Origin of the sequence: Rhizobium sp. Leaf371 (assembly GCF_001424045.1) — a bacterium.
GTDB lineage: Bacteria > Pseudomonadota > Alphaproteobacteria > Rhizobiales > Rhizobiaceae > Ferranicluibacter.
On sequence record NZ_LMQB01000001.1, the window covers coordinates 596,354 to 615,792 of the forward strand.

Genomic DNA, 19,439 nt, shown 5'->3' on the forward strand with positions numbered 1-19,439 from the left:
TTCTAGGGAGCGCGCAACATCAGCGCCAGGCGACCCAAACGGCCGGCTTCGACAACAGTGCAGCGTGCTGTTTTCGAATTGCGTAACCATTTTGGGTAAAGAGTTCCATGGCGCCAGCGATTGAGAATGTTCGACAGGTCGATACGTGTTCGCAGACGCGTCCCCTCCGCCAGCCGTCCCATTCGCCGCAGAGATCGGGCCTTCCCAGAGAGAGCGGCTCGCGCCTGCTTCCAGGACTCGTCGCCGCGGGCGTCGGCCTTGCCGGTGCCGGCTGGCTTCTGGCCACAATTCTGACCATGCACGGTGTGGCCGGCGATCTCGCCACACGCGGGCGCCCGGTCTTCCAGACCTCACTCGGCCTCAACGCCATTGCCCGCGCGCCGGTCGGCGAGCGCACCGTGCATGTGGCGAAGTTCTCGCGCCTCGTGAAGACGCCGGTCGTCGCCGTCGCGGTTGCCAAGACCCAGCCGCAGATGGCCTCTGCCAGCACCATTCATCGCATCGTTCTCGCGGCACTGCCACCCAAGGCGGTGGCGGCGACGGTTGCTCCGGTTCAGGTCGCATCCCTCGAAGACCGCACGGATATCGCGGTTCCCTTGCGCGAAAATGCCATGCTGGAGCCGGACGCCCTGCCGACCAGGTCGCTGCCGAAGCCCTTCAGCCTCGTGCTCAACGATGACGAGACGACGGAGCGCCTGCCGGATCTGGGCCCCCTCCCGCTGTCGCGCCCCGGCGTCACCATCGAAGCGGACGACGCGCCCGCAGCCAATGAGCGTCCACGCAAGCCGGCGGTGCAGCTTGCCTACGCCAAGCCGAACGCACCGATCGACCTTGACGATGACGAGCCGTCGATGGCGCCGAGCCGGCCGCTCTTCGGCAGCCGCAAGGGTGTCGCCTATTACGACATCTCGGCCGGCGTCGTGCACATGCCGAACGGCGAAAAGCTCGAGGCGCATTCCGGGATCGGCAAGCTGCGCGACAACCCCAACGCCGTGCACATCCCGATGAAGGGCCCGACGCCGCCCGGCACCTATAAGGTGACGATGCGCGAAGCGCTGTTCCACGGTGTGGAAGCCGTACGCCTGACACCGATCGACGGCGTCGCACCGCATGGCCGCGTCGGCCTTCTGGCGCACAGCTATCTCCTGCGGAACCGCGGCGACAGCCATGGTTGCGTCGCCTTTGCCGACTATCCGCGCTTCCTCAAGGCCTTCAAGCGGGGCGAGATCTCGCAGATGGTCATCGTCAAGAGCATGAAGGGCGGCTTCTCCAAACCGGCCAAGACGCTGGCATCGCTGTTCTCGCGCAACGGCTGATTCGGGTTTCGGCCGGTTTCCGTCCGCCGCGATCTGCGGTAGGGAGATCCCGTGTTCAACCGGACCGCTGCCGATGCTTCCCTGGATCGAGATCGATAGAGCCGACATTCCCGGCGCAACCCACGACGCAGGCGGCGGCAGCGCCGGCGAACTGCGGCTGAAGAGCCGCGGCCAGGAATTCTCCATCATGCTCGGCAATAACGAGCTGATGAACAGCCGGCTCAGCGGGTCGGAAGAGGCGCTGGCGTCGCTCGCACGCGACAGGATCGGCGACCACCCGCGTCCGGCCTTCCTCATCGGCGGGCTCGGCATGGGGTTCACGCTGCGCGCCGCGCTCGGCGTTCTGCCCGACGATGCCGCGGTGACGGTGGCCGAACTGGTGCCCGCGGTGGTGCGGTGGGCGCGCGGGCCGATGGCCAGCGTGTTCAAGGGCTGTCTCGACGATCCCAGGGTCGCGATCCATGAAGGCGACGTCGGCGGCTGCATCGCGTCGGCGCACGCGGCCTATGATGCCATCCTGCTCGACGTGGACAACGGCCCCGACGGGCTGACGCGCGCCTCCAACGATCGCCTCTACGATCACCAGGGCCTGCGGGCCGCGCATGCGGCCCTTCGCCCGGGCGGCGTGCTGGCCGTCTGGTCGTCCGGGCCGGACCCGCGGTTCACGCGACGGCTGAAAGACTCAGGCTTCGACGCCGAGGCGGTCTCGACGCGTGCCAACGGCAAACGCGGCGGCGCCCGTCACGTGATCTGGCTCGCCGTCAAACGGTAGGCGTCACACCTTCTCGACGAAGCCGTCCAGCACACGCTTCTGGCCGGCGCGGTCGAAGTCGATCGTCAGCTTGTTGCCTTCGATCCCCGCGATATTGCCATTGCCGAACTTGATGTGGAAGACGCGGTCGCCAACGCTGAATTTCGAGGGCGTCTCGACGGTCGAGCGGACGGTCAGCTCCCCTTCGATCGTGCGGGCCTTCGGGCCGCTTTCACCGTAACCGATACGGTCGATGGCGACGCCGGAGCGGTTGCCCCAGTTGTCGCGGGTCGCGTCCGTCTTGTTGGCCTGGGCACGCTTCCAGCCCGGCGTGGCATAGGTGTTCTGGAACGGCTCCTGCTTGTCGAAGCGCGACTGGCCGTAGCCACCGCGCCCGTAGCCGCCATAGGACTGCTCCATCTCCGCCACCTCGACATGATCCACCGGCAGCTCCTCGATGAAGCGGGAGGGAATGGTCGATTGCCAGAGGCCGTGGATGCGGCGGTTGGAGACGAACCAGAGGTGGCAGCGCCGCTTAGCGCGGGTGATGCCGACATAGGCAAGGCGGCGTTCCTCCTCGAGCCCGGATCGGCCGCCCTCGTCCAGCGAGCGCTGGTGCGGAAACAGCCCTTCCTCCCAGCCGGGAAGAAAGACCGTGTCGAATTCCAGCCCCTTGGCGGAGTGCAGCGTCATGATGTTGACGGCGTCGAGGTTCTCGTTCTGCTCGGCATCCATGACCAGCGACACGTGTTCGAGGAAGCCGCGCATGCTCTCGAAGGCTTCCATCGAGCGCACGAGTTCCTTGAGGTTTTCAAGCCGGCCCGGCGCTTCCGCCGTCTTGTCGACCTTCCACATGTCGGTATAGCCGGATTCCTCGAGGATGATTTCGGCAAGCTCGGTGTGCGGCGTGTTTTCGAGCAGGCCCTGCCAGCGGCGCACCATGGTGACGACGTCGAACAGCGACTTGCGGGCTTTGGCCTTCACCTCGTCGGTCTCGATGATATCGGCGGCGGCGGCCAGCATCGGGATGTCGCGGGCGCGGGCATAGTCGTGCAGCAGGCGGATGGTGGTGTCGCCGAGGCCGCGCTTCGGCGTGTTGACGATGCGCTCGAAGGCGAGATCGTCGGCGTCCTGGCAGACGAGCCGGAAATAGGCCATCGCGTCGCGGATCTCCATGCGCTCGTAGAAGCGCGGGCCGCCGATGACGCGGTAGTTGAGGCCGAGCGTGACGAAGCGGTCTTCGAACTCGCGCATCTGGAAAGACGCGCGCACCAGGATCGCCATGTTGTTCAGCAAATGCTTGTCGCGCTGGAGCTGCTCGATCTCTTCCCCGACGGCGCGGGCTTCCTCTTCCGAATCCCAGGCCGCGTGGACCTGAACCTTCTGGTCCTCGGGATCGTGGCGGTCGGTGAAGAGCGTCTTGCCGAGCCGGCCTTCATTGTGAGCGATGAGATGGCCGGCCGTGGCGAGGATATGCGCGGTCGAGCGATAGTTGCGCTCCAGCTTGATCACCGTCGCGCCGGGAAAATCCTTGTCGAAGCGGAGGATATTGTCCACCTCCGCTCCGCGCCAGCCATAGATCGACTGGTCGTCGTCGCCGACGCAGCAGATATTGACGTGTTGTTCGCTCACGCTGCCGCCGCTCTGCGGCTCGCCCCGCGACGGCGCGCCATCGGACGCGACGGCCGCTTGGCCTTGCCGGTCTTCTGCCGGTTGCGTGCCCCCTTGTCGCAGGGTGGGCCGCTGGGCGAGCAGCCGAAGCCACATATATTGCGCGGTGTTGGTGTCCTGATATTCGTCCACCAGAATATAGCGGAAGCGGCTGTGATACTCGCGCAGCAGATCGGGATGCTTGCGGAAGATCGCGATCGGGTGGAGCAGCAGATCGCCGAAGTCGCAGGCGTTCAGCGTGCGCAGGCGCGCCTGATAGGCGGCGTAAAGCTCGCGGCCTTTGCCGTTGCCGAAAGCGCGCGCATCGCCTTCGGGGATGTCTGCGGGCGTCAGACCCTTGTTCTTCCAGCCGTCGATCAGCTGGGCGAACTGCTTGGCCGGCCAGCGTTTGTCGTCGATCGATTCGGCCTGCAGGATCTGCTTGATCAGGCGGGTGACGTCGTCGGTGTCGAGAATGGTGAAATCGGAGCGGATGCCGGCGAGTTCGGCATGGCGCCGCAGCAGCTTGACGCCGATGGAGTGGAACGTGCCGAGCCAGGGCATGCCCTCGACCGCGCCGCCGACGAGGACGCCGATGCGTTCCTTCATCTCGCGTGCCGCCTTGTTCGTAAAGGTGACGGCGAGGATCTGGCTCGGATAGGCCCGGCCCGTCGCCATGATATGGGCGATACGCGTGGTCAGCACCCGCGTCTTGCCGGTGCCGGCGCCTGCCAGAACGAGCACGGGGCCATCCAGCGTTTCCACCGCGAGGCGCTGTTCCGGGTTGAGGCCCGAGAGATAATCGGGTGCGCGGTCGCGGTCGCGTGCGGCCATGGCGCGGGCTGCGAGACCCGAGGGGCCCTTGGCGGGACTGTTGCCTTCTTCCACCGGGGACGCACCGCGCGCGCTCTCCGCGGCCTTTGGCGATGACGCGCTTGCGCGTTCGCCTCTCGCGGGCGAACGCGCGGGCTCTTCGTCGAAGAAGGGGATGTCGTCAAAACCGTTGCTCATGCGGCTCAATGTAGTGATTCGGGTCTGAAAGGCCAGAATTGCGTTCTTCTTTTATTCCGTGCCGGATGACGAGGCGATCTCGGGAACATCGGAAATCCACTACCATTACAAATACGTAATGAGGGCCATGCGGGATTGCGCGACATGCGCGCTGCCCGGTACTTTGCCGCAAACCGTCGCATTCCGCCATCTGAACCGTCCCCTTTCGGGAATGCCGACTTCGGAGACCTGCATGCAGATCTGGAAACAGCTGGCCCTCAGCCTCGTCCTTCTCCTCATCGGTCTGGCCGCATGGGTGCGCTTCGTGCCCTCCGCGGGGCCCATGCTCGTCTCGGCCGGCGTTCCCGGCGGGGTCGTCGCGCTGGTCGCGCCGGCAGCCGCTCCGGGAGAAAAGGGTCAGGGACGCAGCGGGCAGAGCGGGACGCAGCGCGCCGCCGCCGGCAACCAGACGCCGCTCGTCGTGACCGAGCCGGCAGGCACCGCGCTCGTCAACGACCGGCTGAACGCCATCGGCAATGGCGAGGCAATCCTCTCCGTCACCGTGACGCCGCTCTCGACCGGCAACCTCATCGAGGTTTTGGTGAAATCCGGCGACCGGATCGAGCAGGGGCAGGTGATCGCCAAGCTCGATAGCGACGAGCAGGTGCTCGCCGTCGCGCAGGCTAAGGTGCTGCTGGACGCCGCCCGCGACAAGGTGGAACGCAACCGACGCCTCGGCAATGCGGTCTCGATCGCGACGCTGCGGGAGGCCGAGTTCGCCGAGCAGGCGGCGGAACTGGCGCTGAAGACGGCCGAACTCGATCTGACGCGCCGCAACATCACGGCGCCGTCGAAGGGCGTCGTCGGCATCATCACGGTCAATCCGGGCGATTACGTCACCACCTCGACGCCGATTGCCGTGGTCGACGACCGGTCGCAGATCCTCGTCGATTTCTGGGTTCCCGAGCGGTTTGCCAACGACATCAAGGTCGGACAGGAGGTGTCCGCGGTTGCCGTCGCCCAGGTTACGCGCCAATTGACCGGCGCGATCCACGCCATCGACAACCGGATCGATCAGGCCAGCCGAACGCTGCGGGTGCGCGCGCGTCTCGACAATCCGGACGACAGCCTGCGGGCCGGCATGTCCTTCTCGGTGACCGTCCGTTTTGCCGGAGACAGCTATCCCACGGTTAACCCGCTTGCCGTGCAGTGGAGCGCCGATGGCTCCTATGTCTGGCGCGTCGTCGACAGCAAGGCGGAGCGCGTGCCGGTGACGATCATCCAGCGCAACTCCGACAAGGTTCTGGTGGACGCGAAGCTCCAGAAGGGCGACCTGGTGGCGACCGAGGGCGTGCAGCGATTGCGCGACGGCGGCGAGGTGAAGATCGCCAATGCGCCCGCAAGGCCTGCCGGAGATCAGGCCGAGCAGAAGGTGTCGAACGCGCAACCCGTAGTGCCGGGCACGGAGGTGGCGCGATGAGCGGCGCGCACAAGGCCGGCGCCGGGGGATCGGCGGGGTTCACCGCTCTCTTCATCCGCCGTCCGATCTTCGCTCTGGTGGTCAATACGCTGATCATCGTTGCCGGGCTGGCAGCGCTCAACGGCGTCGAGATCCGCGAACTGCCGGAGGTCGATCAGCCGGTCGTCTCGGTCAACACGCGCTTCGAAGGCGCCGCGCCGGAGACGGTCGATCGGGAGCTGACCTCGGTGATCGAGGGCGCCGTGTCGCGCGTGCAGGGCATCAAGGACATCTCGTCCACCTCGCAATATGCGCAGAGCCGCGTGACGCTGCAATTCTCCGACACGACGGATATCGGTCAGGCCTCCAACGATGTGCGCGACGCGCTCGGCCGCGTGACCAACGATCTGCCCGATGGCGCGGACGCGCCGCAGATCGTGAAGGCAGACGCCGACAGCCAGCCGATCCTGCGCCTTGCGCTCACCTCCGACACGCTGTCGATGGAGGACCTGACGCTTCTGGCCGAAAACGAAGTGACCGACCGGCTCGCCTCCGTCGAAGGCGTGGCCGACGTCCAGCTGAACGGAGACCAGGAGAAGATCTTCCGCATCGACGTCAACCAGGGCAAGCTCGCGGCGCGCGGCCTGACCGTGGCCGATCTGCGCACGGCGCTTGCCACTGCCTCGCTCGACGTTCCCGCGGGATCGCTGACCAGCGCCAATCAGGACTTGTCCGTCCGCGCGACGGCCGATCTGCAGACGCCGGAGCAGTTCGAGAAGGTCATCCTTGGGCCGAACGTGCGGCTCGGCGACGTCGCCACCGTGACGATGGGGCCGGATATCGGTACCTCGTCGCTCCGCTCCGGCGGCAAACAGGGGATCGGCCTCGGCATCATCCGACAGGCGCAGTCGAATACGCTCGACATCTCGAACGGCGTGAAGACCACGGTGGCCGAGATCGGCAAGATCCTGCCGCCGGGCACGGAGCTGACGATTACCAGCGACGATGCCGTCTTCATCCAGGGCGCCATCCACGAGGTCGAGATCGCACTCGTGGCCTCCGTCATCATCGTGACGGTGGTCATCTACCTGTTCCTGCTCGACTGGCGGGCGACCCTGATCCCGGTTCTGACCATGCCGATCGCGCTGATCGGCACCTGCGCCGCGATCTACATGGCCGGCTTCTCGATCAACATCCTGACCCTGCTCGCCATCGTGCTTGCCACAGGTCTGGTGGTGGACGATGCGATCGTGGTGCTCGAAAATATCGTGCGACGGCGAAGCGAGGGCATGGGACCCCGCGCAGCGGCCGTTCTCGGCACGCTCGAAGTGTTCTTTGCGGTCATCGCGACGACGGCGACGCTTGCGGCCGTGTTCATTCCCCTGTCCTTCCTGCCGGGGCAGACCGGCGGTCTCTTCCGCGAATTCGGCTTCGTCCTCGCTTTCGCCATCCTTCTCTCGGCCTTCGTGGCGCTGACCTTCTGTCCCATGCTCGCCTCGCGCATGCTGAAGGCCCAGCATGACGGGCACGGTCACAGCGGCGCTCTCGGCCGCATCGGCGGCGTGTTCGCGCGCGGGTATCGTCGTTCCCTGAAGGCGTGCCTCGACTCGCCGCTCGTGGTGTTCCTCGCGGCCGCAATGGTGGTGATTGCCGGCGGCATCGCATTTACGACGCTCCCCTCGGAGCTGACGCCGACGGAGGATCGGGCGCGTATCCTGCTGCGCATGCAGGCGCCGCAGGGCGTCTCCCTCGATTACACCCAAGCCCAGATGCGCCGGGTGGAGGACGCGCTGCAGCCGATGGTCAAGTCCGGCGAGATCGCCAATGTCTATTCCATCTCCGGGCAGGGCGGTGCCGTCAATTCCGGCTTCATGGTCCTGTCGCTCTCGGCATGGGGCGATCGCGAGCGGACACAGCAGCAGATCTCGCGCGAGATCTCGCGCTTGTCGGCCGAAATCCCGTCGATCCGCGTCTTTCCGGTCCAGCCGAACAGTCTGGGTATCCGCGGGGCCGGCAACGGGCTGCAGCTGGCGCTCGTCGGCAACGACTACAAGGCGCTCGGCGACGCCGCCGCCAAGCTGGTGCGGCAGATGGAGGACAGCGGCCGCTTCGAAAACGTCCGCCTGAACTATGAGGCGAACCAGGCGCAGCTGTCCGTGACCATCGATCGGGAGCGCGCCTCCGATCTCGGCATCGACATCAATGGCCTGTCCGCCGCCCTGCAGGCCATGCTCGACGGCAACAGCGTCATCGACGTCTATGTCGAGGGCGAGGCCTATCCGGTCAAGCTGCTCTCGACCACCAATCCGGTCAACGACCCGACCGACTTGCAAAACCTGTTCCTGAAGACCGGCGACGGCAAGATCGTGCCGATGTCCTCCATCGCCAGCGTCAAGGAGCAGGCGGTGGCGCCGCAGCTCTCGCGCGAATCGCAGCTTCGTGCCGTCTCGCTTTCGGCCGGCCTTGCGCCCGGAACCGGGCTTGGCGAGGCGCTCGCCTATGCCGAGCAGGCCGCAAAGCCGCTGCTGCCGGCCGGCTCCCGCGTGGTGCCGCTCGCCGAAGCCGCGACGCTCAACGAGAATTCGGGCGCGCTGTTCGTCACCTTCGGTTTTGCGATCGTGATCATCTTCCTCGTGCTGGCAGCCCAGTTCGAGAGCCTGATCAGCGGCCTTGTGATCATGTCGACCGTGCCGCTCGGTCTCGCCTGCGCCGTCTTCGCGATGATCCTGACGGGCAACACGCTCAATATCTACAGCCAGATCGGGCTCGTGCTCCTGGTCGGCATCATGGCGAAGAACGGCATCCTGATCGTCGAGTTCGCCAACCAGCTGCGCGACCGCGGGCAGGGGCTGCGGGAGGCGATCGAGAACGCATCCAATATCCGGCTTCGTCCGGTGATGATGACGATGATCGCGACGATCGTCGGTGCCGTGCCGCTCGTGCTGGCCAGCGGTGCCGGGGCGGAAGCGCGCGTCGCGCTCGGCTGGGTGCTCGTCGGCGGCCTCGGCCTTGCCACCGTTGTCACGCTCTACCTGACCCCTGTCGCCTACCTCGCCATCGCACGCTTCTCCAAGCCGCAGGTGGACGAGGAGCGTCGGTTGCAGCGTGAGCTTGCGGCCGCCTATGGTGTCCATGCGGTGGAGCCCGAGGAGAGGCTGCGCGCGGCGGAGTAGACGGTCGCGCGACCGTCCTGTTTCGAAATGGTGCACCTGTGGCGCTCGTGACCCACGCGTTTCGCAAAATGCAGGGTGACCTTCATGCGGTGAAGGAGAGGCTGGACAAAGTGATTCCGGATTCTACAGTAGGGCCTTGATATTTCAGCAGGACCGCAGGCAGCGTGCCTGGGGTGGAGGATGCGGTCGATGGCTCTGAAGGCGATCAGGTCGGGCGTTCGCAATGAGCCGGGGATCGTCGCTGCAATTGCGGCGCTGAAGACGTCGTTCGGCGAGCGCCTGCAGACGGGTCAGGCGATCCGCGCGCAGCACGCGCATACCACCACCTATATTCCGGCGCAGCTTCCAGATGCCGTGGTGTTTCCGGAGACGAGCGCGGAGGTCCAGGCGATCGTTCGCATCGCCGGCGAATACCGGGTGCCGCTCATTCCGTTCGGAACGGGCTCCTCGCTCGAAGGTCATGTCAATGCGCCGCATGGTGGCATCAGCGTCGACATGAGCCGGATGAACCGTGTGCTCTCCGTCAACGAGAGCGATCTCGACTGCACGGTCGAACCCGGCATCACGCGCGAGGCGCTGAACCGGGAATTGCGCGCGACCGGCCTGTTCTTCCCGATCGATCCCGGCGCCGATGCCTCGATCGGCGGCATGGCATCGACGCGGGCCTCGGGGACGAACGCCGTGCGCTACGGCACGATGCGGGAGAACGTGCTGGCCGTCACCGCCGTCATTGCCGATGGCCGCGAGATCCGCACCGCGCACCGGGCGCGCAAATCCTCGACCGGCTATGACCTGACCCGGCTGTTCGTCGGCGCGGAGGGCACGCTCGGGGTGTTGACCTCGGTCACCTTGCGGCTGCACGGCATTCCCGAAACGATCGCAGGCGGGGTCTGCGCCTTTGCCGATGTCGGTGCCGCCTGCAATGCGGTGATCCTCACCATCCAGTCGGGCATCCCCGTCGCGCGGATCGAGCTTCTGGACGAGACGCAGGTGCGGGCGAGCAATGCCTATTCCGGTCTGCATCTTGCGGAAAAGCCGACGCTGTTCGTCGAATTCCACGGCAGCGCGGAAAGCGTCGCGCTGCAATCGGCGGCCTTTGCCGAGATCGTCGAGGCCTTCGGCGGCGGCGATTTCAGCTGGACCTCGAATGCCGACGAACGCGCCATCCTGTGGAAGGCCCGCCACAATGCCTACTGGGCGCAGAAAGCGCTGCGGCCGGACTTTGCCATGCTGTCGACCGACGTCTGCGTGCCCGTCTCCAGGCTTGCAGACTGCGTCGAGGCGACGCGGGAGGACATCAGGGAAAACGGCCTCATCGCGCCCATCGTCGGGCACGCCGGCGACGGGAACTTTCATGTCGGCCTTCTGTTCGACGACAAGGACGCCGCCTTCGTCGCGCGGGCGGAAGCCTTCGTGGAAAGGCTGAACGCGCGGGCGCTCGCCATGGACGGCACGTGCACGGGGGAGCATGGGATTGGGCAGGGAAAAATGCCGTTTCTGGAAGCGGAGCTCGGGGATGCGCTCGATCTGATGCGGCAGGTCAAACGGGCGATCGACCCGACCGGAATCTTCAACCCGGGCAAGATTTTTAACGGATGAACGAGAATTTGTCGTTGCGCCATGCTACTGCATCGACGGCACCCTGCCGCGCCCGCAACGGGAGGACGGCCACTGTTTGATGCAAGGCAGCCGGCAAGACGCGGACGGGATGACGCGGCGCAAAGGCGGCAAGGGTAACGGGGATACACCAGCCCATGGGGGGCTGCGTGGCAGGATCGGACAGGACGTAAGGCTCGGTGCTTTCACGTATTTTCGTCATCGTCGGCGGTTTGTTTGTGCTCGCGCTGTTTGCCGCGCTGATCGCACCGCTGTTCATCGACTGGACGGATTTCCGCAAGGATTTCGAGCGCGAGGCCAGCCGGATCATCGGGCAGCCGGTGGTCGTGCATGGCAGTGTCGATGCGCGGCTCATCCCGTTTCCCTCGGTGACCCTCAGCGATGTCCGCATCGGCGAAACCGAGGCCGGTGCACCTCTCGTGCAGGTCGAACGTTTTTCGATGGATGCCGAGCTTGCGCCCTTCCTGTCCGGCGAGGCGCTGATCTTCGATATGCGGCTGGACAAGCCCAAGGCCAAGATGCGGCTTCTGCCGGATGGCACGCTCGACTGGGCGCGTGGACGCCGTGCGGCGATACCAGCCAAGACCGTCGTCCTCGAAAATGTCGAGATCACCGATGGCGAGATCGAGTTCATCGACGAGCAGACCGGCCGCACGCGCGAAGTGACCGGGCTCAACGCCGATCTCTCGGCCCGCACGCTCGCCGGGCCCTGGAAGGTCGAGGGGCGGGCGGCGCTCGATGGCGAGGCCGGCAGCTTCGCCTTTTCGAGCAGCGAGCTGCTGGACGGCGGCGGCCTGCCGCTGCGGGCGCGGCTGACGCCCGACAAGCGGCCCTTCGGCGTCGATCTCGACGGCGAATTGAAGGTGGTCGAATTTCGCCCCGTCTATCAGGGCAAGTTCACCATGACGGAAAACCGCCCCGCCGACGCGCCGAAGCGCGAGGACGACGCGGCGGCCCTGCGGATCAACGGGCAGTTCGAGCTGACCAACGACCGGATCCGCGTGCCGGAATACCGTGTCGAGGTCGGCCCGCGGGACGATCCCTATCTCGTGACCGGCGAGGCGACGCTCGATACCGGCAAAACGCCGGAATTCCTGCTGCTTGCCGACGGGCAGCAGATCGACGTCAGCCGGATCGGCGGCAAGGCCGGGGCTGCGGGCAAGACGGGGCGCGATCCCGCGATCTCGATCCGCCAGCGGCTGTCCGCGATGATGGAGATCATCGCCAATATTCCCATTCCCCAGGTGCCGGGCAGGGCCAATCTGAAGCTCCCTGCGATCGTCATCGGCGACACGACCGTCCGCGACGTGCGGCTCGATCTCCGTCCCGACGGGGCGGGCTGGATGGTCGACAATGCCGTCGCGCAGTTTCCGGGCCGGACGCAGCTCGAAGCCAAGGGGCGGCTCAATCTGTCCGGCCAGCGCGCCTTTCGCGGCGATCTGCTGGTCGCGTCCAACCAGCCGTCCGGGCTCGCCTCCTGGCTTGCCGGCTCCGTCGATCCCGCGATCCGCCGCCTTCGCACCGCCGGCTTTTCCGCGACCGTCAACCTGACGGACACGCTTCAGCAGTTCGAACGTCTCGAAGTGGCCGTCGGACCCGCCACCTTGAACGGACGCGTCGAGCGGCAGGCGCTCAACGGCGTTCCCCCGACGCTCTCCGTGCAGTTGAAGGGCAATCGCATCGATCTCGAGGCGCTGCAGGCGCTGACGGGGCTGGTGGCGGGCGATGCGTCCTATGAGACGCTGCTGTCGCACACGATCGCCGCCGATATCTCGGCCGACACGCTGCTGGCCTTCGGCGAGGAGGCGCGCGATGTGCAACTGGTCGCTACGCTCAAGAACGGACAATTGCAGGCCGAGCGCGCCTCCATCGGCAACATTGCCAGCGCGCAGCTCGCCGCCTCCGGGCGCATGGGCGGGACGCTGGCGGCGCCGATCGTGTCCGCCAAGATGAAGATCGCCGCGCCTGACATGACCGCGTTCTTCCAGATGGTCGAGCGGCATGCGGCGGCGCATCCCATCCTCGCGCGGCTTGCCCGCAGCGGCGGATATTACAACGACGCGGCGCTCGACGTGACGCTGACGGCCGGCAGCCGCGAAGGCGATGCGCCCGTGACCTTCGGCATCGTCGGCACGGCCGGCGGCAGCCGCGTGGCCGCCAACTACCAGGCGCCGACGATCGCGCAGGCCCTGGCGGGGCAGGGCATCTTCCTTGAAGCCACGCTCGAAAATCCGTCCAGCCTGGCGCTGCTCGGACAGACGGGTTTCGATCCGCTGCCGTTCGATACGGATGCGAACGGCCTTCTCTCGATCAAGCTGCAGAGCACAGAAGGCGACAAGGCCTCGGGAACGCTGAGCTTCACCACGGAGAAGACCGCGCTGAATGCGAGCGGCGAGATCGATCTGTCGCGGGACCGGTTCCTTAGTGGCCAGACCAAACTGACGCTTGAAAGCCAGGATTTCGAGCCCTTCCTGCTGGTGCAGGGGATCGCGCTGCCGCAGACGGGAACGGGCCTGCCGCTGAGCCTGAAGAGCGACGTGACCGTGACGCCCGAGGCGGTGACGCTGTCGGCCGTGGAGGGCAAGGCCGACAGGAACGGCTTTACCGGACAGATCGCCTTCGATCGGACCGTCCCCGGCAAGGCGACCGGGCAGCTGGCGATCGACACGCTGGACCTTGCCTGGGCCGCCGATGGCCTGCTCGGGCCGGTGCTCGACCCGCTCGAGGGAACGCTGGCGACGTCTCCGGTCGCGCCCGTGGCGTGGAACGGTTACGACATCGCGCTCGACCTCACGGCCAAGCAGGTCTGGCCGGGCGTCTACGGCGCCATTTCCAACATGATCGGCAAGGCCGTCTGGAAGGGCGACCAGCTGGAGATCACCGATGCGGCCGGCGACTGGCTGGGCGGCAAGATGTCCGGCCGGATGTTGCTCGGCAACGGCAACGGATCCGGCTTCCTGCAGGCCCGGCTCGACCTTGCCGGGGGCGACCTCTCGGCTGCGGCCTGGAAGACCTCCGGAGCCTCGGTCGCCAATGGGCGGTTCGATCTGTCGCTGGCGCTCGAAGCTTCCGGCAAGACGGCGGCGGCCATGGCCGAATCGGCGAGCGGATCGGGGGAGGCCAACCTCTCGGACCTCACGGTGCGCGGGCTGAATGTCGGCGCGCTTCCTGCGATCCTTTCCGGCGCCGACCGGATCGAAGGCGAGATCACGCCGGCGGCGGTGGAGCCGATCGTCCGGCCGGCCATCCTGTCCGGCGATGCCGCCCTCGGCGCGGTCAAGGTGCCCTTCAGCATCGCGGGAGGCACGCTGCGGGCGCAGAACGTGACCGCCAAGGTCGACGGTGCGACCGTGACCGGCGATGCCGAGGTGTCGCTCCCCGACCAGACGCTGAATGCTGCCCTCCGCGTTCTCTTCGATGCTGGCGACCAGACGGTTGCCGGTGCCGAGCCGGAGGTCGAATTGTCCTATACGGGTGCCTTGGACGCGCCGGGGTTCCAGTTGCAGACGGGGGAGATTGCGAGCTTTCTGTCGCTGCGCGCCTTCGAGCGCGAGCGGCGGCGGGTGGAAATTCTCCAGGCCAATGTGCTGGAGAAACAGCGCCTGCGCCGGGAGGCCGCGCTCTACAAGGCGCGGGCCGAAGAACGGGAAGCCGACCGGGTACGTGCCGCGGAAGAGCAGCGACGGCGTGCGCTGGCGCTTGAGGAAGCGGCCCGGCAGAAGGCGGAAGAAGACACCCGTGCGGCCGCTGCCGCCAAGGCGGCTGCCGAGGCAAAGGCGCTTGCCGACCAGCGCGCCGCACAGGCCGCCCGGCAGGCCGCGGAGAAGAAGGCTGCCGCAGACGCGCGCGCGGCGGCGCGTTCTGCCGAAGACGATCGCCAGCCCGGTCTGATGCCGGTCGATCCCGGCGATCAGGTGGAACGTGGCGGAACACTGCCTTCGCCGGGAGCAAGCCCGGACAGGTTGAATTTCCAGACCCTGCCAGGCGTCACCCCGCAATAGCGGCGCACGTGCACGATCCGGGCACGAATGTCATGCGCCGATGAGGCCCTGCACGTGTGCGCACTCGGCTGGTGGTGAGCGGCTATCCCATGGCCATCGTCACGTCTGCGCAGACGCCATCAGCCCGGCGTGGTCTCGCGCCGTGCCTTGACCCAGGCAAGCACGTGGACCCGCAGCGCGGAGGAGAGATTGCTGTCGGCCGAGCGGGCATCGTCGATCTCGGCAATCAATCGGGCGAGGGGAATGGCGCGGGCGGCAGCGATGGCCTTCAGTTCCTCCCAGAAGACGTCTTCCAGCGAGAAACTGGTGCGGTGTCCGTGGGCGTGGCGGAGTGCTTCTTCAGCATGGGTGACGCCCACCTTGCCAGGACGGCCGTCTCGCGTGCGGCATCATTGAGCGAACGGAGGGAAAGCAGATCAATCTTCGGTCGGCCGTTCGATGCCGGACGGGGTCTCCCGCCGGCCCTGGTCCAGCCGACGCTCGGCGGTCTCGTTCAGCGTCTGCGTCAGCGTCTTCTCGGCCTTGGTTCGGCCGAAGGTGATGCGGTTCTGCTCCGCGGCTTTTTCGTGGTCGCTACGGGTCTTCTGCTTGCGGAACTGGCGCAGATTGACGACGTCGCCGGCCATGACGGATCAGTTCTTCTTGCGAAACGCGTCGAGCGAGACGACGGAGGCGCCTGGCTTGCCGTCTTCGGTCTTCGGCGCTTCGGCGTCCGCCGCTTCGTCACGCTCTATGGTGACGCCGGGATAGGCCGTGATCTCGGCGGATTCCGTTTCCGTATCTTCGTCCTCGCCGACGGCCACGTCGAATTCCAGCTCGAAATTGACAGAGGGGTCATAGAAGCCGCGGATGGCGTTGAACGGAATGACCAGCTTTTCCGGCGTGTCGGAGAAGGACAGGCCGATCTCGAACAGCGATTCCGTGACCTTCAGCTCCCAGAACTGATGCTGCACGACGATCGTCATCTGTTCGGCATATTTCGACTTCAGATGCTGGGAGATGCGCACGCCGGGCGCGCCGGTGAGGAAGGTGATGAAGAAATGATGATCGCCGGGAAGGTGACCTGTCGCTGCAACTTCGCTCAGAACCTTGCGGATGACGCCCCGAAGCGCGTCCTGTGCGAGAATGTCGTAGCGGATATGGTCCTGGCCCATCGGATCCCCGTCTTGCCTAGAAGTTTCAGTGCGCAGGACCGTCTGCCACGTGAGCGGCGATCGACCGTGCGTCGTCCACCAAACCATTTGCACTATTGATGGACGATTTCAAGGCGCGCCGGTCTACCTGTGGGAAATGACTTCGACGCGCCGATGTCGTGCAGACGTGACGTGAGCTTGTTCTGATATGTGGGGGGAGAAGTGGAGGTTTCTGTTGCCAGGTACCTCCGAACCCCGCCTTACGGTGCGAACCGGAAGGACTTGATTTGAAGTGTCACACCGCGATTAAGCAGCGAGACGAGCTTCCGCATAGTTGTCGTTTGCAACTACTGTTTAAGCCCGATAACGGTGGTACAATGCCGAGCAAAAGTTCGATCTTTACGCCCTTGTCGATCCTATTTCGCCCCCATCAAAAGCCGGCCGCTCAAGGCATTTCGCCGTTCGGGCGTCCTGTTTCCAGTCACCCTTCAGGCCGGTTTTTGGTGGAGGCGCCGGGTACCGCCCCCGGGTCCAATAGGTTTATTACACCGACAGTTTATTGCCATATCCGCCTTGCGACGGCAGGGGAGATATAGGCGTTCCCGCAGCCGATGAAAAGGGCAAAGCGCATCGAAAAAGGGCATCGCCGCCAAATAGCGGGATGCCCTTTCCATATGTCATTACGAGATGGTCGTGCGCGCGTTTGTCAGGCGGCGTCCTGTTCGATCTCGGCGATCTCGATGCGGTCGTCCGTGGAGATGGCGTCGATCGTCCGGCCAGGCTGTTCGGGCGTGCCGTCGGCATGTTCGATCGTGATATCCACGGCACCCGGGTCCATCAGGCCGAACGGCGTGCAGAAGGCGATCTCGGCCGCATCGCGCCCGACGCCGATCCGCACGAGGCCATCGAGATTGGCCTGGCGCGTGGCATCGAACAGCCACCAGCGGCCATCGAGATAGGCTTCGAAGACGGCATGGAAATCCGACGGCCGCAGACCATAGGCATAGCAGCTGACGAAGCGGGCGGGGATACCGAGCGCCCGGCAGAACGCGATGCCGATATGGGAGAAATCGCGGCAGACGCCGGCGCGCAGCAGCAGGCTTTCGTCCGCTGTCGTCTGGCCGTTGGACGAGCCGCGCTGGTAATCGATATTGTTGTAGATCCAGTTGCAGATCGCCGTCACGCGCTCATGGCCTTTCGGCAGATTGCCGAATTCGCGCAGCGCGAAGGCTGCGAGGCGATCGGACGACACGAAGCGCGAGGGCAGGAGGAACGGCATGATGTCGAGCGGGATCTCCGACAGCGGCGTCTCGTTGATCGTGGCGGGGTCCGCGCGGAAGACGTCGAGCGTGACCTCTGCGGCATAGGTGACCTCCAGCGGGCCGGGGGCGACGTCGATCTTGAAGTAGCGATTCTGCTCTTCCGGCACCGTATAGGTCCAGCGGGGGCCCTTGGGGTTGATCGTCAGCGTTTCCACCAGATCGTGATGGCGCTGAAGCTTGGCGACTTCGACATTGAAGATGAACACGGTGGGTTCGAGGACCTCATAGGTGAGGGTGCAGCCGAGCTTGTAACGGACGGTCATGGATGTGCTTTCGTGGCGAGGAATGGCGCGGGGTTCGTGCCCGGAGGACGGGATCAGGGAAGTGCCGGGGAACACGCGGCATGGGAAATGGTTCCATCGTTTTTCCGAAAATGATAAATGTCGTGAATGTCAGGGCTGTGACCGGCGCTCAGGGCCTGTTCACTCCGTCCGAATAAGACGAATCTTGCCAGCGATCCACACCGGATTGTGCTTGGGTAACCGATGTCGGGACAAGCAAGGGCGGGACAACCAAGGGCGGGGACAACGGGGCAAGGGGTCTATCGCGCCTGCGCTCCAGGTCTTATTCTGGTCGGACTCGAATTTCGCGGACCCGTCTCTCATGAAGCAATATCTCGACCTCCTGCGCCACGTCATGGAGACCGGCACCGACCGGAGCGACCGGACGGGTACGGGCACCCGCTCGGTTTTCGGCTATCAGATGCGCTTCGACCTGGCGGACGGATTTCCCGTGCTGACGACGAAGAAGCTGCATCTCCGCTCGATCATCCACGAGCTGTTGTGGTTCCTTCGCGGCGATACGAACATCGCCTATCTCAAGGAGAACGGCGTCAGCATCTGGGACGAATGGGCCGATGCCGACGGGGATCTCGGTCCCGTCTATGGCTATCAATGGCGCTCCTGGCCGGCACCCGACGGGCGGCACATCGACCAGATCGCCCAGCTTGTCGCGGGATTGAAGACCAACCCGCATTCCCGGCGCCATATCGTCTCGGCCTGGAATCCGGCCCTCGTGGACGAGATGGCCCTGCCGCCCTGCCATTGCCTATTCCAGTTCTACGTGTCCGACGGAAAGCTGTCCTGCCAGCTCTACCAGCGATCCGGGGACATCTTTCTCGGGATTCCGTTCAATATCGCGTCCTATGCCCTGCTGACGCTGATGGTGGCGCAGGTGACCGGGCTCAAGCCGGGGGATTTCGTACATACGCTCGGCGACGCGCATATCTACAGCAACCATTTCGAGCAGGCGCGCCTGCAGATGAGCCGGACGCCGAAGGCGCTGCCGGCGATGCGCCTCAACCCCGATGTGAAGGACCTGTTCGCATTTCGCTATGAGGATTTCGAGCTCGTGGGCTACGAGGCCGATGCGGCGATCCGGGCGCCGATCGCCGTATGAGCGCGGCAAAGATCGTCATCGTCGTCGCGGCCGCGCGCAACGGCGTCATCGGCCGGGATGGAGACATGCCCTGGCGGTTGCCGACGGATCTCAAGCACTTCAAGGCCCTGACGCTCGGGCGTCCGGTGGTCATGGGTCGGAAGACCTGGCAATCGATCGGCCGACCGCTGCCGGGCCGCCCGAACATCGTCATCACGCGGGATACCGGTTTCGTGGCGGAGGGTGCTGCGCGCGTCGGGTCGCTGGAGGAGGGGCTGCGGCTCGCTCGGGACCTTGCGGCCGAACGCGGCGTGGACGAGGTCTGCGTCATCGGCGGCGGGCAGGTCTACCGGGAGGCGATGGCCTCTGTCGATATCATCCACCTGACCGTGGTCGACGCTGATCTCGATGGCGACACGATGTTCCCAGCGATTGATCCCTCCGTCTTCGACAGGGTTTCCGCGGTTTCTGCGCCAAGGGCCGAGAAGGACAGCCATGCCGTCACGTTCACCACATGGCGGCGGCGGACGGGTGCATCGGAGCCCGGTCACGATGGTTTGCTCGAACTTTAGGAATAAACGGAACGAAATCGCCTTGTTAACGCCAAAGTTATGACGCGGCGCGTTGAAAGGCTTCGGGGCGATACCTAT

The 19,439-nt window shown here is 65.5% G+C and carries 12 protein-coding genes, 1 other RNA gene and 1 pseudogene; 8 read left to right on the forward strand and 6 right to left on the reverse strand.

Going from position 1 to position 19,439, the window contains the following annotated elements:
- Positions 1 to 107 precede the first annotated feature (107 nt).
- Together ASG39_RS02630 and ASG39_RS02635 are read left to right on the forward strand one after the other, a co-directional pair.
- Complete coding sequence (locus ASG39_RS02630; RefSeq protein WP_062592511.1) at positions 108 to 1,316, forward strand: DUF2778 domain-containing protein; 1,209 nt, start codon at positions 108 to 110, stop codon at positions 1,314 to 1,316.
- A 73-nt stretch (positions 1,317 to 1,389) separates the two neighbouring features.
- Complete coding sequence (locus ASG39_RS02635; RefSeq protein ID WP_062592514.1) at positions 1,390 to 2,088, forward strand: hypothetical protein; 699 nt, start codon at positions 1,390 to 1,392, stop codon at positions 2,086 to 2,088.
- Between the two features lie 3 nt (positions 2,089 to 2,091).
- Here ASG39_RS02635 and ASG39_RS02640 read toward each other — a convergent pair whose 3' ends face one another.
- Positions 2,092 to 4,728 (reverse strand): UvrD-helicase domain-containing protein, encoded by a 2,637-nt coding sequence (locus ASG39_RS02640; protein ID WP_062592516.1) that lies wholly within the window; start codon positions 4,726 to 4,728, stop codon positions 2,092 to 2,094.
- Between the two features lie 232 nt (positions 4,729 to 4,960).
- Between ASG39_RS02640 and ASG39_RS02645 the strand changes: the two genes are divergently transcribed.
- The 4 genes from ASG39_RS02645 (at position 4,961) to ASG39_RS02660 (ending at position 14,957) form a co-directional block, all read left to right on the forward strand.
- Positions 4,961 to 6,187, forward strand: coding sequence for an efflux RND transporter periplasmic adaptor subunit (locus ASG39_RS02645; protein ID WP_062592518.1), 1,227 nt, complete (start codon positions 4,961 to 4,963; stop codon positions 6,185 to 6,187).
- Positions 6,184 to 9,339, forward strand: coding sequence for an efflux RND transporter permease subunit (locus tag ASG39_RS02650; RefSeq protein ID WP_062592521.1), 3,156 nt, complete (start codon positions 6,184 to 6,186; stop codon positions 9,337 to 9,339). Before ASG39_RS02645 ends, ASG39_RS02650 begins: the two co-directional genes overlap by 4 nt.
- Positions 9,340 to 9,528: 189 nt before the next feature.
- Entirely contained in the window at positions 9,529 to 10,938 is a 1,410-nt protein-coding gene (locus ASG39_RS02655) for an FAD-linked oxidase C-terminal domain-containing protein (RefSeq protein WP_062592522.1), read from the forward strand.
- Between the two features lie 197 nt (positions 10,939 to 11,135).
- On the forward strand, positions 11,136 to 14,957 hold the full coding sequence (locus tag ASG39_RS02660) for an AsmA-like C-terminal region-containing protein (protein ID WP_062592524.1): 3,822 nt from the start codon (positions 11,136 to 11,138) through the stop codon (positions 14,955 to 14,957).
- Between the two features lie 119 nt (positions 14,958 to 15,076).
- Here the strand turns inward: ASG39_RS02660 and ASG39_RS02665 are convergent.
- The 5 genes and pseudogenes from ASG39_RS02665 to ASG39_RS02685 all read right to left on the reverse strand — a co-directional run bounded on the left by ASG39_RS02665 (position 15,077) and on the right by ASG39_RS02685 (position 17,675).
- A pseudogene (locus ASG39_RS02665) lies at positions 15,077 to 15,303 on the reverse strand (ribbon-helix-helix domain-containing protein).
- 70 nt (positions 15,304 to 15,373) lie between these two features.
- On the reverse strand, positions 15,374 to 15,583 hold the full coding sequence (locus ASG39_RS02670; RefSeq protein WP_062592525.1) for a DUF4169 family protein: 210 nt from the start codon (positions 15,581 to 15,583) through the stop codon (positions 15,374 to 15,376).
- 6 nt (positions 15,584 to 15,589) lie between these two features.
- Positions 15,590 to 16,111 (reverse strand): SspB family protein, encoded by a 522-nt coding sequence (locus ASG39_RS02675; protein WP_062592526.1) that lies wholly within the window; start codon positions 16,109 to 16,111, stop codon positions 15,590 to 15,592.
- A gap of 200 nt (positions 16,112 to 16,311) precedes the next feature.
- Positions 16,312 to 16,712: a transfer-messenger RNA gene (gene ssrA / locus ASG39_RS02680) on the reverse strand.
- An 84-nt stretch (positions 16,713 to 16,796) separates the two neighbouring features.
- Positions 16,797 to 17,675, reverse strand: coding sequence for a transglutaminase family protein (locus tag ASG39_RS02685; protein ID WP_062592527.1), 879 nt, complete (start codon positions 17,673 to 17,675; stop codon positions 16,797 to 16,799).
- Between the two features lie 340 nt (positions 17,676 to 18,015).
- Between ASG39_RS02685 and ASG39_RS02690 the strand changes: the two genes are divergently transcribed.
- Complete coding sequence (locus ASG39_RS02690) at positions 18,016 to 18,810, forward strand: thymidylate synthase (RefSeq protein ID WP_062592528.1); 795 nt, start codon at positions 18,016 to 18,018, stop codon at positions 18,808 to 18,810.
- Positions 18,807 to 19,361: a dihydrofolate reductase gene (locus ASG39_RS02695; protein WP_062592529.1), complete on the forward strand. Its 555-nt coding sequence runs from the start codon at positions 18,807 to 18,809 to the stop codon at positions 19,359 to 19,361. Before ASG39_RS02690 ends, ASG39_RS02695 begins: the two co-directional genes overlap by 4 nt.
- Positions 19,362 to 19,439 lie beyond the last annotated feature (78 nt).

Coding starts and splice junctions, on each gene's coding strand:
- ASG39_RS02630 (WP_062592511.1), top strand. CDS start 108: ATGGCGCCAGCGATTGAGAATGTTCGACAGGTCGATACGTGTTCGCAG.
- ASG39_RS02635 (WP_062592514.1), top strand. CDS start 1,390: ATGCTTCCCTGGATCGAGATCGATAGAGCCGACATTCCCGGCGCAACC.
- ASG39_RS02640 (WP_062592516.1), bottom strand. CDS start 4,728: ATGAGCAACGGTTTTGACGACATCCCCTTCTTCGACGAAGAGCCCGCG.
- ASG39_RS02645 (WP_062592518.1), top strand. CDS start 4,961: ATGCAGATCTGGAAACAGCTGGCCCTCAGCCTCGTCCTTCTCCTCATC.
- ASG39_RS02650 (WP_062592521.1), top strand. CDS start 6,184: ATGAGCGGCGCGCACAAGGCCGGCGCCGGGGGATCGGCGGGGTTCACC.
- ASG39_RS02655 (WP_062592522.1), top strand. CDS start 9,529: ATGGCTCTGAAGGCGATCAGGTCGGGCGTTCGCAATGAGCCGGGGATC.
- ASG39_RS02670 (WP_062592525.1), bottom strand. CDS start 15,583: ATGGCCGGCGACGTCGTCAATCTGCGCCAGTTCCGCAAGCAGAAGACC.
- ASG39_RS02675 (WP_062592526.1), bottom strand. CDS start 16,111: ATGGGCCAGGACCATATCCGCTACGACATTCTCGCACAGGACGCGCTT.
- ASG39_RS02685 (WP_062592527.1), bottom strand. CDS start 17,675: ATGACCGTCCGTTACAAGCTCGGCTGCACCCTCACCTATGAGGTCCTC.
- ASG39_RS02690 (WP_062592528.1), top strand. CDS start 18,016: ATGAAGCAATATCTCGACCTCCTGCGCCACGTCATGGAGACCGGCACC.
- ASG39_RS02695 (WP_062592529.1), top strand. CDS start 18,807: ATGAGCGCGGCAAAGATCGTCATCGTCGTCGCGGCCGCGCGCAACGGC.